This is a genomic window from Pantoea sp. MQR6 (assembly GCF_022761075.1).
GTDB classification, from domain to species: domain Bacteria; phylum Pseudomonadota; class Gammaproteobacteria; order Enterobacterales; family Enterobacteriaceae; genus Pantoea; species Pantoea phytostimulans.
The window spans coordinates 23,785-38,398 of record NZ_JAKYXB010000002.1; the positions used below are offsets into that span (position 1 = coordinate 23,785).

General features: G+C 50.6%; 13 protein-coding genes. 4 read left to right on the forward strand and 9 right to left on the reverse strand.

All coding sequences use genetic code 11. The features are described 5' to 3' along the window. Positions 1-44: 44 nt before the first annotated feature. The 8 genes from rseP to rpsB form a co-directional block, all read right to left on the reverse strand. A complete protein-coding gene (gene rseP, locus MUG06_RS10325) occupies positions 45-1,394 on the reverse strand; it encodes a sigma E protease regulator RseP (RefSeq protein ID WP_215847567.1) in 1,350 nt (449 codons plus the stop codon). A gap of 12 nt (positions 1,395-1,406) precedes the next feature. Then, positions 1,407-2,264, reverse strand: a complete 858-nt coding sequence (cdsA, locus tag MUG06_RS10330) for a phosphatidate cytidylyltransferase (RefSeq protein WP_215847568.1) — start codon at positions 2,262-2,264, stop codon at positions 1,407-1,409. Between the two features lie 18 nt (positions 2,265-2,282). Then, positions 2,283-3,035 carry a (2E,6E)-farnesyl-diphosphate-specific ditrans,polycis-undecaprenyl-diphosphate synthase gene (gene ispU, locus MUG06_RS10335; RefSeq protein ID WP_243078547.1) on the reverse strand — a complete coding sequence of 251 codons (753 nt, stop codon included), beginning with the start codon at positions 3,033-3,035 and terminating at the stop codon, positions 2,283-2,285. Positions 3,036-3,206: 171 nt separating this feature from the next. Next, the gene (gene ispC, locus MUG06_RS10340; RefSeq protein ID WP_243078548.1) at positions 3,207-4,409 is read right to left on the reverse strand and encodes a 1-deoxy-D-xylulose-5-phosphate reductoisomerase; all 1,203 of its coding nucleotides are present in this window, start codon (positions 4,407-4,409) and stop codon (positions 3,207-3,209) included. 118 nt (positions 4,410-4,527) lie between these two features. Further along, on the reverse strand, positions 4,528-5,085 hold the full coding sequence (frr, locus tag MUG06_RS10345) for a ribosome recycling factor (RefSeq protein WP_243078549.1): 558 nt from the start codon (positions 5,083-5,085) through the stop codon (positions 4,528-4,530). A 143-nt stretch (positions 5,086-5,228) separates the two neighbouring features. Further along, positions 5,229-5,954, reverse strand: coding sequence for a UMP kinase (gene pyrH, locus MUG06_RS10350; RefSeq protein ID WP_128084920.1), 726 nt, complete (start codon positions 5,952-5,954; stop codon positions 5,229-5,231). Between the two features lie 156 nt (positions 5,955-6,110). Then, entirely contained in the window at positions 6,111-6,962 is an 852-nt protein-coding gene (gene tsf, locus MUG06_RS10355; RefSeq protein WP_215847571.1) for a translation elongation factor Ts, read from the reverse strand. 180 nt (positions 6,963-7,142) lie between these two features. Continuing rightward, positions 7,143-7,868 carry a 30S ribosomal protein S2 gene (gene rpsB / locus MUG06_RS10360; protein ID WP_243078550.1) on the reverse strand — a complete coding sequence of 242 codons (726 nt, stop codon included), beginning with the start codon at positions 7,866-7,868 and terminating at the stop codon, positions 7,143-7,145. A 315-nt stretch (positions 7,869-8,183) separates the two neighbouring features. Between rpsB and map the strand changes: the two genes are divergently transcribed. The 4 genes from map to MUG06_RS10380 all read left to right on the forward strand — a co-directional run bounded on the left by map (position 8,184) and on the right by MUG06_RS10380 (position 13,221). Next, positions 8,184-8,978, forward strand: a complete 795-nt coding sequence (gene map / locus MUG06_RS10365; RefSeq protein WP_215847572.1) for a type I methionyl aminopeptidase — start codon at positions 8,184-8,186, stop codon at positions 8,976-8,978. A 66-nt stretch (positions 8,979-9,044) separates the two neighbouring features. Beyond that, positions 9,045-11,699 carry a bifunctional uridylyltransferase/uridylyl-removing protein GlnD gene (gene glnD, locus MUG06_RS10370; RefSeq protein ID WP_215847573.1) on the forward strand — a complete coding sequence of 885 codons (2,655 nt, stop codon included), beginning with the start codon at positions 9,045-9,047 and terminating at the stop codon, positions 11,697-11,699. Between the two features lie 83 nt (positions 11,700-11,782). Continuing rightward, on the forward strand, positions 11,783-12,607 hold the full coding sequence (dapD, locus tag MUG06_RS10375) for a 2,3,4,5-tetrahydropyridine-2,6-dicarboxylate N-succinyltransferase (protein WP_243078551.1): 825 nt from the start codon (positions 11,783-11,785) through the stop codon (positions 12,605-12,607). Positions 12,608-12,828: 221 nt separating this feature from the next. After that, positions 12,829-13,221, forward strand: a complete 393-nt coding sequence (locus tag MUG06_RS10380; RefSeq protein WP_215847575.1) for a DUF3461 family protein — start codon at positions 12,829-12,831, stop codon at positions 13,219-13,221. A 131-nt stretch (positions 13,222-13,352) separates the two neighbouring features. Here MUG06_RS10380 and MUG06_RS10385 read toward each other — a convergent pair whose 3' ends face one another. Continuing rightward, entirely contained in the window at positions 13,353-14,513 is a 1,161-nt protein-coding gene (locus MUG06_RS10385) for a CdaR family transcriptional regulator (protein WP_243078552.1), read from the reverse strand. Positions 14,514-14,614: the final 101 nt, after the last annotated feature.

The following is a 14,614-nucleotide window of genomic DNA, read 5'->3' on the forward strand; positions in this document are numbered from 1 at the left end:
ATGCGTTTTCCTAACACATCCCTCGTCTATCCGCTATCCAGCTATTACAGACGTGAGAAATCATTGAAAAGTGCAAGCCCCATTAACAACACCAGCAAGATTGAGCCAATGCGATAACTAAAGTCCTGAACTCGTTCGGACACCGGTCCACCTTTGATCTTTTCGATCGCCAGAAAGAGCAAGTGCCCACCATCTAAAACCGGGAGAGGGAACAGGTTGATGATGCCAAGGTTGACGCTAATCAACGCTAAGAACATCAGGTAGTAAATCATCCCGTACTCTGCTGACAATCCTGCACCTTGCGCGATAGAAATCGGCCCGCTCAGATTGTTTAACTTCACATCACCGGTTATTAACTTGCCCAGCATGGAAACAGTTAGCTTCATCAGTTGCCAGGTTTTTACACTGGCCTCACCAACAGCTGCGAACGCGCCATACTGTCGTACCGTTTTATATTCTTCCGGCAGCGGAATGATACGTGGGATCACACCCGCAAATCCTTCCGTTTTTGCTCCCGGCTTCGCTTCAGGTGTCATGGCTAACTGCACCGATTCACCATTACGAACAACCTCAAGTGCCATGCTTTTGCCAGGATTATCTCTCACCTGTGTGACAAAAACCTGCCACTGCGATAATGGCTGACCATCGACTTTAACGATCCTGTCACCAGCTTGCAAACCAGCTTCACTGGCTGGGGAGTTCGCCTGCACTTCTGCCAACGTAGTTTCAAGCTGCGGTCCACGTGGTCGAATACCCAATGCCACAATCGGATCTTGCTTATCAGGCTCAAAATGCCAGTTACGCAGATCAAGCTGTTTCTGCTGAGTTGCCTGTTCACCAAAACGCGCCACCGTTAACGTGGTTGCGCTGTCGCCGATTTTTCCTACCAGCTCCATACGCACAGCATCCCAATCAGGCGTTTCGATACCGTCAACGGCCTTAAGTTCCATACCCGGCGCAATTTGCGCTTCAGCAGCGACCGATCCGTTTAATATTTCACCAATTACTGGGCGCACACCGGGTACGCCGTGAATAAACACAACCCAGTAAGCCAGGATAGCGAAGATGAAGTTTGCGACAGGACCTGCCGCAATAATTGAGGCGCGCTGCCATATAGCTTTGTTATTAAAAGCCTGATGGCGCAGCTCCGCAGGAACGCTCTCGACGCGCTCGTCGAGCATTTTGACGTAACCGCCAAGGGGAATAAGAGCAATAACAAATTCGGTGCCGTGACGATCCTGACGTCGCCACAGTGTTTTACCGAAGCCAACAGAGAAACGTTCAACGTGCACACCGCAACGGCGCGCTACCCAAAAATGGCCAAATTCGTGCACGGTAATCAATACGCCAAGTGCAACGATAAAGGCGACGAAACTCCAGAGTATGCTCAACATCTTTGCCTGTCCTCAGAGGGTGCGGAACACCAATAGCAATAAACAGGCAAAAACCGGCACGGCTGCGGTCAGACTATCAATGCGGTCAAGAATACCACCGTGGCCAGGAATCAAATTGCCACTGTCTTTAATACCCGCTTCACGTTTGAACATGCTCTCGGTGAGATCACCCAGCGCCGATGCTAATGTCGCGATGACGGCGCAAATGACCAGCGTACCGACAGGCACGCTCAACGGCGCCAGACTAGCAAATAATAATGCAATGATGGCTGAAGAAATCAGACCACCAATAAAGCCTTCCCAGGTTTTACCGGGTGAAACTTTTGGTGCCAGCTTATGTTTACCGAACAGTTTGCCGAACATAAACGCACCTGAATCCGCACCCCATACCAGAAACATAACAAACAGCAGCCACCAGGCTCCCGCGAAGTGATCGCTGTCGTAATGATATTGGCGCAGTGCAAGCATGCCCCAGAAGAAGGGGATAATGGTTAAGATGCCAAACAGTAGGCGCAGCGGGCGCGAATGACGCCATAATGCTGCAGAAGCGGGATAACAGAGCACCAGTAAAAGCGCTACAACCCACCACACTAATGACGCCCAAAGAGAAATTTCCACCTGCGGCAGATGGACATCATGCTGATAGGGGGGAAGTGTAAAAAGCATCAGCGACAGCAATAAGCCACAAAGTACGGCTAACCAGATGCGTTGTTGACGGGATGCCATGCCCGCAAGCTGCCCCCATTCCCAGGCGGCCAGCATGCAGATAATGATGGTTGTAATCGCAAAACCAACGGGCGGTAACCAGAACAGCGCAGCAATCACCAGCGGTATTAGAATAAACGCGGTAATCAGACGAGACTTCAGCAAAGGTTACCCCCAGATTGCTCAGGCGCCGCCTGGTGCAGCGCCGCCATAGCGTCGCTCCCGCAGAGAGAATGCATTCAGTGCACCTTCAAAAACGTGTTCATCGAAATCAGGCCAAAGAACATCGGTAAAATAGAATTCAGCATAGGCAATTTGCCACAGCAGGAAGTTGCTAATCCGATGCTCTCCCCCGGTCCTTATCACTAAATCCACTGGCGCTTGATCCTGCATACACAGGTGCGGTGCCAGATTCTCTTCGGTAATTTGGTCAGGACGTAATAATCCTTCCTGAACCTGTTCTGCCAGTTTTTTTACGCCTTCGATGATATCCCAACGCCCACCATAGTTGGCGGCAATGTTAAGGGTCAAACCATCGTTATTTTCAGTCAGCATTTCAGAACGACGAATACGTTCCTGGATGCGGGCACTGAAACGACTAATATCGCCGATAATACGTAAACGAACATTGTGTTTGTGCAGGCTCTTCACTTCACTGTCGAGTGCCCAGACAAACAATTCCATTAAGGCAGTCACCTCTTGCGCTGGGCGGCTCCAGTTTTCGCTACTGAAGGCGTACAGCGTCAAGGATTCTAAATTGTTGCTGACAGCAAAGCTAACGGCACGTCGTACCGACTTCACACCGGCTTTGTGACCGGTTATACGCAATTTTCCCTGATTTTTAGCCCAGCGACCATTGCCATCCATAATGATAGCAACATGACGTGGACCGTTTCCCTGTTGGTCATCGGTGTTGTTTTGATTGTTAGACGACATAACGCGTAATCAATTCCTTTCATCAGAAATGCTGTGGTTTCTGAATACATTGCGCTCGGTACAAATCCCGACACTCTATGTCGGGCCACACCGAATTCGGTGTCAGACCGTGAAACGCGAGCCAGCGACTATACCAGTTTCACCGGAAGTGAACAAACAGCCTCGGCGCGATCAACGTAATGACGTGACGCGCGGCAACATTTCTGTTGCAACTTTGCGCGCTATGCGATCGATTTCAAGGACTGCGTCCACCGAATCCGGTTCCTGACACGTTTGCGCTGCCAGCACCTCACTATTAAGTGCCGCAATATCAGTAAAGCGGATCTGGTGACTCAGGAAAGCCGCGACGGCAACCTCATTGGCGGCGTTAAGCGTGGTGGTCGCCGCTTGTCCGGCTTCACAGGCATCAATGGCCAGTTTCAAACACGGATAGCGACCATAATCGGGTTCTGCGAATGTCAACGCCGACATGCGGGTGAAGTCCAGCGGCGTGACGCCCGCCTTGATACGCGCTGGCCACGCCATGCTGTGAGCAATCGGCGTACGCATATCGGGAGAACCCAGCTGGGCTAACACGCTCCCATCGCAGTAACGCACCATGGAGTGAATGACCGATTGCGGATGCAAAATCACTTCCATCTGCGCTGCGCTAGCGTTAAACAACCAACGGGCTTCAATGTATTCAAGACCTTTATTCATCATGGTGGCTGAATCAACAGAGATTTTTCGCCCCATTGACCAGTTCGGATGTGCACATGCCTGATCGGGCGACATACCCGCCAGATCGGTTAATTGCGTGTCACGAAAAGGACCACCTGATCCCGTAAGAATAATCGACTCAATGCCATTATCCTGGAGGTCAGCGTAACCTAACTGATGCTGGATGGAAGCCGGTAAACTCTGAAAAATGGCGTTATGCTCGCTGTCGACGGGCAGTAATTGCGCGTTATGTTGGCGTACAGCCTCCATAAACAAACGGCCGCAGGTGACAAGGGATTCTTTATTCGCCAACAGGACAGTTTTACTGGCGCGAATAGCGGCCAGCGTGGGGAGTAAGCCCGATGCACCCACAATCGCCGCCATGACCTGATCGACGTCGTCCAATGCCGCCAGTTCGCAAGCCGCCTGAACGCCGGAGAGCACTTCGGTATTTACCTTGAGTGCTCTCAGTCGTTCACGCAGCGCCGCTGCTGAAGTTTCATCGGCCATCGCCGCATAGCGTGGTTGAAAAGTTGCGCACTGTTCAGCCATCAAATCAACGTTGCGGCCGGCAACTAATGCGGTTACCTGATATAAATCTGGATTAGCGCGAATTACCGCCAGCGTACTGACGCCAATCGAACCGGTTGAACCTAGCAGAGTTAGTCGCTTCATTATGCTGTCCATGTGGAGTCAAAAAGGCCGTGCTAAGAAGCACAATGTAAAACGCCGCCAGATAGCGTATTCGAGAGAATACTTCATCTGTACGGCGTTTTGTCTGGCAGTGATGGGATTAGAAATCCATCAGCTCTTTCTCTTTTTCTGACAGAGCAGCATCAACATTCTTGATGTGTGCATCGGTCATTTTTTGAATCTCGTCTTGCGTACGACGCTCGTCGTCTTCGCTGATCTCTTTATCTTTCAGCAATGCTTTGATTTTATCGTTGGCATCGCGGCGGACGTTACGTACCGACACTCGGCCCTGCTCGGCTTCGCCGCGCACGATTTTAATCAAATCTTTACGACGTTCTTCGGTTAACGCAGGCAGCGGAACACGGATGTCTGTACCGGCTGAACTTGGGTTCAGACCGAGATCAGACGTCATGATCGCTTTCTCAACGGCTGGGCCGAGTGAGCGATCAAACACGTTGATTTTCAGCGTGCGTGAGTCTTCTACGGTAACAGAAGCCAGCTGACGCAGCGGCGTCGGCGTGCCGTAATATTCGACGATGATACCGTCGAGCAGCGAAGGTGAAGCACGGCCCGTGCGTATTTTGCTGATGGTGTTTTTGAATGCTTCCACGCATTTGTCCATGCGCGTATCAGCATCTTTTTTGATGTCGTTAATCACGTTGAAACCCTTGGATTCGGTTTGACCTGGCCAGTTCCGGCATAACCGGAAGCGGGATCGATAATCATCGATAATCCTGACTGGTGCGCGATGAATTGTCACCGCGCTGACAGAATATACCTTATTTTATCTCGCCTCGGGTATTAATGCGTAATCAGGGTACCTTCTTTTTCACCCATCACTACGCGGCGCAACGCGCCAGGCTTATTCATGTTGAAGACGCGAATCGGCAATTTATGGTCACGCGCCAGCGTAAAGGCAGCAAGATCCATCACTTTCAGCTCTTGATCCAGCACTTCAGCATAGGTCAATTGTTCGTAAAGTGTCGCATCGGGATTTTTCACTGGATCGGCTGAGTAAACGCCGTCAACCTTGGTCGCTTTCAATACCACGTCGGCTTCAATCTCGATGCCGCGCAGGCAAGCTGCAGAGTCAGTGGTGAAGAAAGGATTACCCGTACCCGCAGAGAAAATCACAACACGGTTATTCCGCAACAGGCTGATAGCTTCGGCCCAGCTGTAATTGTCACACACGCCATTCAGTGGAATTGCAGACATCAGGCGCGCATTAACATATGCACGGTGCAGCGCATCACGCATCGCCAGGCCGTTCATCACGGTCGCCAGCATGCCCATGTGATCGCCTACAACGCGATTCATGCCAGCTTGTGCAAGACCAGCACCACGGAACAAGTTACCGCCGCCAATCACGACGCCAACCTGGATGCCCAGTTCGACCAGCTCTTTCACCTCTTGTGCCATGCGGTCAAGCACACTCGCGTCAATACCAAAACCTTCGGCGCCTTGCAGTGCTTCGCCACTCAGTTTTAGCAGGATACGTTGATAAACAGGTTTTGCGTTGGTCGCCATGGCAATTCTTCCTGGAAGATATGATGAAAAGGAGAAGTAAAATCTGATCGATCATCCGCTTACCGCAATGAAATTGCTATTGGGATGAGACTGAAAATGTATCTGTTGCAAATCACAGACAAAAAAGAACCGCCTTCTGGCGGTTCTTTCAGAACATTAAGACTGTTTAGACATTGCTGCAACTTCTGCAGCGAAGTCAGATTCAGCTTTCTCAATGCCTTCACCCACTTCGAAGCGGATGAAGTTGATAACGTCAGCGCCCTGCTCTTTCAGAGCCTGGCCAACAGTTTTGCTTGGGTCGATAACAAAAGCCTGACCGGTCAGAGAAACTTCGCCGGTGAATTTCTTCATGCGGCCTTCAACCATTTTCTCTGCGATTTCTTTTGGCTTGCCAGATTGCATCGCGATGTCCAGCTGAACCTGGTATTCTTTGTCAACCACTTCAGAAGATACGTCTTCTGGTTTAACAAACTCAGGCTTGCTCGCTGCAACATGCATAGCGATCTGCTTAATCAGCTCTTCGTTAGCGCCTTTGGTTGAAACCAGAACGCCAATACGTGCGCCGTGCAGGTAGCTGCCCAGCTCTTCGCCTTCCAGGATCGCAACGCGACGAATGTTGATGTTCTCACCGATTTTAGCAACCAGCGCCACGCGCTCTTCTTCGAATTGCGCTTTCAGAACTTCAACATCAGTAACGCGGTCGGTCGCAGCAGCTTCCAGAACTTTGTCTGCGAATGCCTGGAAACCACCATCTTTAGCGACAAAGTCGGTCTGGCAGTTGACTTCCAGAATCACACCGTAGTTGCCAACGATTTTGGTTTTGATCACGCCGTCAGCAGCTACGTTGCCTGCTTTTTTCGCTGCTTTAATTGCGCCAGACTTACGCATGTTTTCGATTGCCAGCTCAATGTCGCCATTCGCTTCAGTCAGCGCTTTTTTGCAATCCATCATGCCTGCGCCAGTACGTTCGCGCAGTTCTTTTACCAATGCAGCGGTAATATCAGCCATTCCAGAATCCTCGGTTCGTACCTGTGTACATTTGCACTAGCAGGCACTTATTGCGGAAAGATTACTCTGTCCCGCCTTCCCAATGGGGGCGTTACAGACTTAGATAAAATAAAGGGGCCAATCTTGGCCCCTTACAGATCACATCTGAATACTAAGGGCTCTTATGCAGAGCAAACCTTATTAAGCGTTTTCTAAAGACGCTTCTTCAGCTTGCTCAGCCAGATCCTGAGAACGGCCTTCGCGAACAGTGGTCGCAACGGCAGTCAGGTACAGGCTTACAGCACGGATCGCATCGTCGTTACCAGGGATAACGAAATCAACGCCATCTGGATCAGAGTTGGTATCAACGATAGCAAATACTGGGATACCCAGGTTGTTTGCTTCTTTGATTGCGATGTGTTCGTGGTCAGCATCGACAACAAACAGTGCATCCGGCAAACCGCCCATATCTTTGATACCGCCCAGGCTGTTTTCCAGCTTGGCCAGTTCACGAGCGCGCATCAGCGCTTCTTTTTTGGTCAGTTTGTCGAAAGTACCGTCCTGAGACTGAGTCTCAAGGTCTTTCAGACGTTTGATAGACTGACGAACAGTTTTCCAGTTAGTCAGCATGCCACCCAACCAGCGGTGGTTTACGAAGAACTGGTCGCAGCTCAGTGCAGACTCTTTTACCGCTTCAGCAGCAGCGCGCTTAGTACCAACGATCAGGATCTTACCTTTACGGGAAGAGATCTTGTTCAGTTCAGCCAGAGCGTCGTTGAACATTGGTACAGTTTTCTCAAGGTTGATGATGTGAACTTTATTACGTGAACCAAAGATGAATGGCTTCATTTTTGGGTTCCAGTAACGGGTCTGGTGACCGAAGTGAACACCAGCCTTGAGCATGTCGCGCATGGAAACAGTTGCCATGATTACCTCTATGAGTGATTGGGGTTGGGCCTCCATGTATCCCATACAACCGACCTCTTACAAGGCACCCCGGCGTATGTGTCGATACATGTGTGTTTTATTACACATAATGAGAGTTATGCGTTTCCTGCCGACCAAAACGGTCGTACAGAGAATCGTCGGCGCGCTTTATACCATAATCACGCCCGAGACACCAATAATAGTTCGCTAACTCAGGCCAGCGCGTTCTCTATTTGGCAGCCCATTTGCTGGCTGCTAACATGACAGCACAGAATTTATTATTGTCGATATTTTCGACAAATGCGGATTAATTTAATGGCAATCTCAATAAAAACCCCTGAAGAAATCGAAAAAATGCGCGTCGCGGGCCGTCTGGCTGCCGAGGTGCTGGAGATGATTGAACAGCACGTAAAGCCGGGTGTCACCACTGGCGAGCTGGATCGCATCTGTCACGACTACATCACCAACGAGCAGCACGCGATTTCCGCTTGCCTCGGCTATCACGGTTTCCCGAAATCCGTGTGCATCTCTATCAATGAAGTTGTGTGTCATGGTATTCCCAGCGATGATCGTCCCCTGAAAGATGGAGATATCATTAACATTGACGTCACCGTGATCAAAAATGAGTATCACGGAGACACCTCAAAAATGTTCCTTGTTGGCAAGTCGACTATTCAGGGCGAGCGTCTGTGCCGCGTCACTCAGGAAAGCCTTTATCTGTCGCTGCGCCTGATCAAGCCAGGCATTCGCTTACGCGAGCTGGGCCGCGCTATTCAAAAATATGTTGAAGCGAACGACTTCTCCGTAGTACGTGAATATTGTGGTCACGGCATTGGCAAAGGCTTCCATGAAGAGCCGCAAGTATTACATTACGATGCAGACGACAGCGGCGTTGTGCTGCAAGCGGGCATGACCTTCACGGTTGAACCGATGGTCAACGCGGGTGATTACCGCATCCGCACCATGAAAGATGGCTGGACGGTGAAAACCAAAGATCGCAGCTTGTCCGCACAGTACGAGCATACTATTGTGGTGACGGAAAACGGCTGTGAGATTTTAACCCTGCGTAAAGACGACACCATTCCTGCAGTGTTAGTCAACGAAGGGTGATTCCCCCACTTAAGAAAAGGCCGGCGCTATGCCGGTTTTTTTATGGCTAAAGAAGAGAAGAGCTGCATGAGTGTGAGCCTGTCGGATGATGTTAAAAATGGCCTAAAAGATTCCCCCGCGCATTGGGATGATGACCAGCTAACACGCGAACTGTTAAAACAGCGGCTGGAGAATTTTCAGCAATATTTAGCTGCGGCGTTCGACGCAGGTGAAGCGGTTGAAACATTGATCGATGCGCGTACGTTGTATATCGATCGCCTGCTGCGTCGTTTGTGGCGCTTCTTTGGTTTTGACAGCATGAAGTCTATCGCCTTGGTTGCGGTAGGCGGTTATGGGCGCGCCGAACTGCACCCCCTTTCCGATATTGATGTTCTGATCCTCAGCCGTCAGCCACTCGACGAACAGGCGGCGCAGCGCACCAGCGAACTGCTGACCCTGATGTGGGATCTCAAACTTGAAGTCGGTCACAGCGTCCGAACGCTGGAAGAGTGTTTGCTGGAGGGTTTGTCCGATCTGACTGTCGCCACCAACCTGATTGAATCACGCATGCTGACTGGCGATGTCGCGCTCTTTCTTGAATTGCAAAAAAATGTCTTCAGCGATGGGTTCTGGCCTTCCTCTGATTTCTTCGCCGCCAAAATTGAAGAGCAGCAAGAGCGTCATAAACGCTACCACGGCACCAGTTATAACCTTGAACCCGATATTAAAAGTAGCCCCGGCGGATTACGCGATATTCACACGCTGCAATGGGTTGCGCGACGCCATTTCGGTGCCACCACGCTGGATGAAATGGTTGGGTTTGGCTTCCTCACGGAGGTTGAGCGCAACGAACTCAATGAATGTCAGGATTTTCTCTGGCGCATCCGCTTCGCCCTGCACCTCTCGCTGACGCGTTATGACAACCGTTTGTTATTTGATCGCCAGCTAAGCGTGGCTCAGCGCCTGAATTATCAAGGCGAAGGCAACGAGCCGGTTGAACGCATGATGAAAGATTTTTATCGCGTCACCCGTCGCATCAGCGAACTGAACCACATGCTGCTTCAACTGTTCGATGAAGCGATTTTAGCCCTTTCTACCAGTGAAAAACCGTGTCCAATAGATGATGATTTCCAGCTACGCGGTGACTTGATCGATCTGCGCGATGAAACCCTGTTTGGTCGCGAGCCGCAGGCGATTCTGCGCATGTTCTATGTGATGGTACGCAACGAAAATATCAAAGGTATCTACTCCACAACCTTGCGCCATTTGCGTTATGCACGTCGTCATCTTAAGCAACCGCTGTGTCAGATTCCCGAAGCGCGTCAGCTGTTCATGGCCATTTTGCGCCATCCAGGCGCTGTTAGCCGTGCGCTGGTTCCTATGCATCGCCATAGCGTGCTGTGGGCTTATACGCCGCTTTGGGGACATATCGTCGGGCAAATGCAGTTTGACCTGTTTCATGCTTACACCGTTGATGAACATACTATTCGCGTGTTGCAGAAACTGGAAAGCTTTGCCAACGAAGCAACGCGCCCGCAACATCCTCTGTGCGTCGAACTGTGGCCGCGTCTGCCGCAGCAAGAACTGCTGCTGATGGCAGCATTGCTGCACGATATCGCCAAAGGACGCAACGGCGATCATTCGATTCTCGGCGCGCAGGACGCACTCGATTTCGCCGAACTGCATGGGCTCAATTCGCGTGAAACGCAATTAGTGGCCTGGCTGGTGCGCCATCATTTGTTGATGTCAGTCACCGCCCAACGTCGTGATATTCAGGATCCTACTGTTATTCAACAGTTTGCTGAAATCATGCAAAACGAAAACCGCCTGCGCTATCTGGTGTGTTTGACCGTAGCGGATATCTGCGCAACCAATGAAAGTTTATGGAACAGTTGGAAGCAGAGTTTATTGCGAGAACTGTTCTTTGCGACGGAAAAACAGCTGCGTCGCGGTATGGAAAATAGCCCGGATCTGCGCGAACGCGTACGCCATCATCGCCTACAGGCTTTGGCCCTGTTGCGCATGGACAATATCGATGAAGAACGTTTGCACCAGATTTGGAATCGCTGTCGCGCTGATTATTTCCTGCGACATACGCCAAACCAAATTGCCTGGCACGCTCGACATTTAATGGGACACGATCTGACTAAACCGTTGGTATTGGTCAGCCCGCAAGCCACGCGCGGCGGCACTGAGATTTTTATCTGGAGTCCGGATCGCCCTCACCTATTCGCGGCGGTTGCTGGCGAACTGGATCGCCGTAACCTCAGCGTTCACGATGCACAAATTTTTACCAGCCGCGATGGCATGGCAATGGACACGTTTATTGTGCTGGAACCGGACGGCAGCCCACTGGCACCGGATCGTCACCCCATCATCATTCAAGCGCTGGAACAGGCGATTACCCAATCAGATTGGGTTCCGCCACGCACTCGCCGTCAGTCCGCCAAGCTGAAACACTTTAGCGTTGATACCGAAGTCAACTTCCTGCCTACGCACACCGATCGGCGCAGTTATCTTGAACTGGTGGCGCTCGATCAGCCGGGCTTGTTGGCACGCGTAGGTGAAGTGTTCGCCGATCTCGGCGTCTCACTGCACGGCGCACGCATCAGCACCATTGGCGAACGCGTCGAAGATTTGTTTATTTTAGCAAACAGCGATCGCCTGGCGCTTGATGAGGAAATGCGCAAAGCGTTGCAACAACGGTTGACAGAAACCCTTAATCCAAACGATAAAGTGTGACCGCAATCGATTTGTGAAATTAAAACTCTTTACTTGTATCGGGTCATTACCCGGCACTGAACACGACAAATCAGGAAAAAAACATGCAACAGTTACAGAGCGTTATTGAATCCGCCTTCGAACGTCGCGCCGACATGACACCGAACAATGTCGATACCGAAACCCGTGATGCCATCAATCAAGTTATCTCATTACTGGACAGCGGTGCGCTGCGCGTTTCTGAAAAGATTGACGGCGAATGGATAACGCATCAGTGGCTGAAGAAGGCGGTACTGCTGTCATTCCGCATCAATGACAACCAGGTTATGGAAGGCGCTGAAACGCGTTTTTATGACAAAGTGCCAATGAAATTTGCCGGTTGGGATGAGGCGCGCTTCAAAGAAGCCGGTTTCCGTGTGGTGCCGCCCGCAGCCGTTCGTCAGGGCGCGTTCATTGCACGTAATACCGTGTTGATGCCTTCTTACGTCAACATTGGTGCTTTCGTTGACGAAGGAACAATGGTTGATACGTGGGCGACCGTGGGTTCTTGCGCGCAGATCGGTAAAAACGTTCACCTGTCAGGCGGCGTTGGTATTGGTGGTGTGTTGGAGCCGCTGCAGGCAAACCCAACCATCATTGAAGATAACTGCTTCATTGGCGCACGTTCAGAAATCGTAGAAGGCGTGATCGTAGAAGAAGGCGCTGTGATTTCAATGGGCGTCTACATTGGACAAAGCACCAAGATTTACGATCGTGAAACCGGTGAAGTGCATTACGGACGCGTACCAGCAGGTTCTGTAGTGGTTTCCGGTAACTTGCCGTCTAAAGATGGCAGTTACAGCTTGTACTGTGCCGTAATCGTTAAGAAAGTTGACGCGAAAACCTTGGGTAAAGTAGGCATCAACGAACTGTTGCGTACCATCGAATAAAGCATCAGACGGGCTGGAAATCAGCCCGTCATCTTTTCTTTACACTTCCCGCCCAACATCCTGATTCGCGCCACGAATTAACAGGTGCGTTTGTTTTTCAAACAGTTCATAATCCGCGCCAGTTAAATCCTGTCGCGCAATGTTCATCCTGTTATTAATGTCTACAGTTGTTAAGTCATGAACACATCTGCGCGCTTCTCAATCTTGGTGGAAACAACGCTATGTACGACAATCTTAAAAGCTTAGGCATCAATAATCCCGACGATATCGACCGTTACAGCCTGCGTCAGGAAGCAAACAACGACATTCTGAAGATTTACTTTCGCAAAGATAAAGGTGAATTCTTCGCTAAAAGCGTCAAGTTTAAATACCCACGTCAGCGTAAAACCGTGGTTGCCGATCACGCGAGTCAGGGTTACAAAGAAGTTCAGGAAATCAGCCCGAATCTGCGCTATGTGATTGATGAATTAGATCAAATTTGCCAGCGCGATCAGGTAGAAGTTGATCTGAAACGTAAAATTCTTGATGACTTGCGTCATTTAGAAAGCGTGGTTTCACACAAGATCACAGAAATTGAATCAGACCTTGATAAATTAACCCGTAATTCACGTTAATCTCACCGCTCTAATATAAAAGGCTGGCTGACGCTGGCCTTTTTTATTTTCGGCCGAATAACCCTTAATACACATGGTTTCTTCCAACATCGCTACGCAGCGGCTTGCTGCGTTTGCCGTCAAAAAGCGGGCTAGCCGCCCTGCTCATCAAGCTGTAGGGCCACATACAACAACAGCCGATCGTCAAAATGGCTCAGATTAAGCCCCGTTAATTCAGAGATACGGTTCAATCGATATTCCAGCGTATTACGATGTATAAACAGCGCCCGCGCCGTGGCGCTCGGTTGTACGTTATGGGTAAACCAGGCAATTAATGTACGGCGCAACAAGCCGTTATTATCCATGCTTTTAAGCTTCGCCAACGGCCGCGCCAGCTCGTTCGCCTGCCATCCACCACGCAAACTATCCAGCAATACCGGCAACACTAAATCCTGATAAAAATAACTTCTTACATCCGGCATCCGCTGTTTACCGACCATCATGGTAGTGCGAGCGGTACGATAAGATCGCGCAATGCTACCAGGCCCCGTAAAAAAGTTACCCAAGGCGATGCGCATACGTATTTGTCCGCTCTCTTTCATACGATGCAAAAGCTGTTCAACACGCTTACGGTGGTCTTCCTGATCGTAACGTCCGTGCGGATTAAGTGCCGGTTTCAGCACCACCATTTCTGTTAACGAAACAATAGCGATCAAGTTATCGCGCTCCGGCGTAGTAAGCAGCGTTTGCAGCTGTTGCAGTTCGGACATGGCACTGTCAACGCCGAGCTGTCCGCTGTCCACTTCCACGACTGCGACGACACGTGGCTGATTAAGATCGATGCCCAGCCGCTGCGCCCACTCGGTTAGCTGTGGCGATAAGGTATCGCTGCGAATCAGATTAAGCACCAGCTCTTCACGTAAACGGCTGTCCTGTGCCAGCATGTGCAGCAAGCGCGCCTGCTCCAGCATCATTTCTGCAGTCATACACACCAGCTCGCCATAATGACGCAGCGCGACTGGCTCGCCGGTCAGTCCGATCACTCCAACGATATCGCCATCAATACGCAGTGGCAGATTTATGCCTGGCCTGACGCCGTGCAGATGCTTAGCTACCGCTTCATCAATGTCTACCACCCGTCCCTGAGAGAGCACCAGCAAAGCGCCTTCGTGCAATTCTCCAATACGCTCCCGATCACCGCTGCCAATAATCCGTCCACGTGCGTCCATGACGTTGACATTGCTATCAATAATTCTCATGGTGCGTGCCACAATATCTTGGGCTAGTCGAGCGTCGAGGTGATAGGTAGCCATCCATTACTCCTGACAAAGAGGGGAATGACAGAATACGCGTAGGTTACGCACAGAACATTGTGCAACTGCACAGAGCCAGAGTGTCATTTACTCATTTTGCG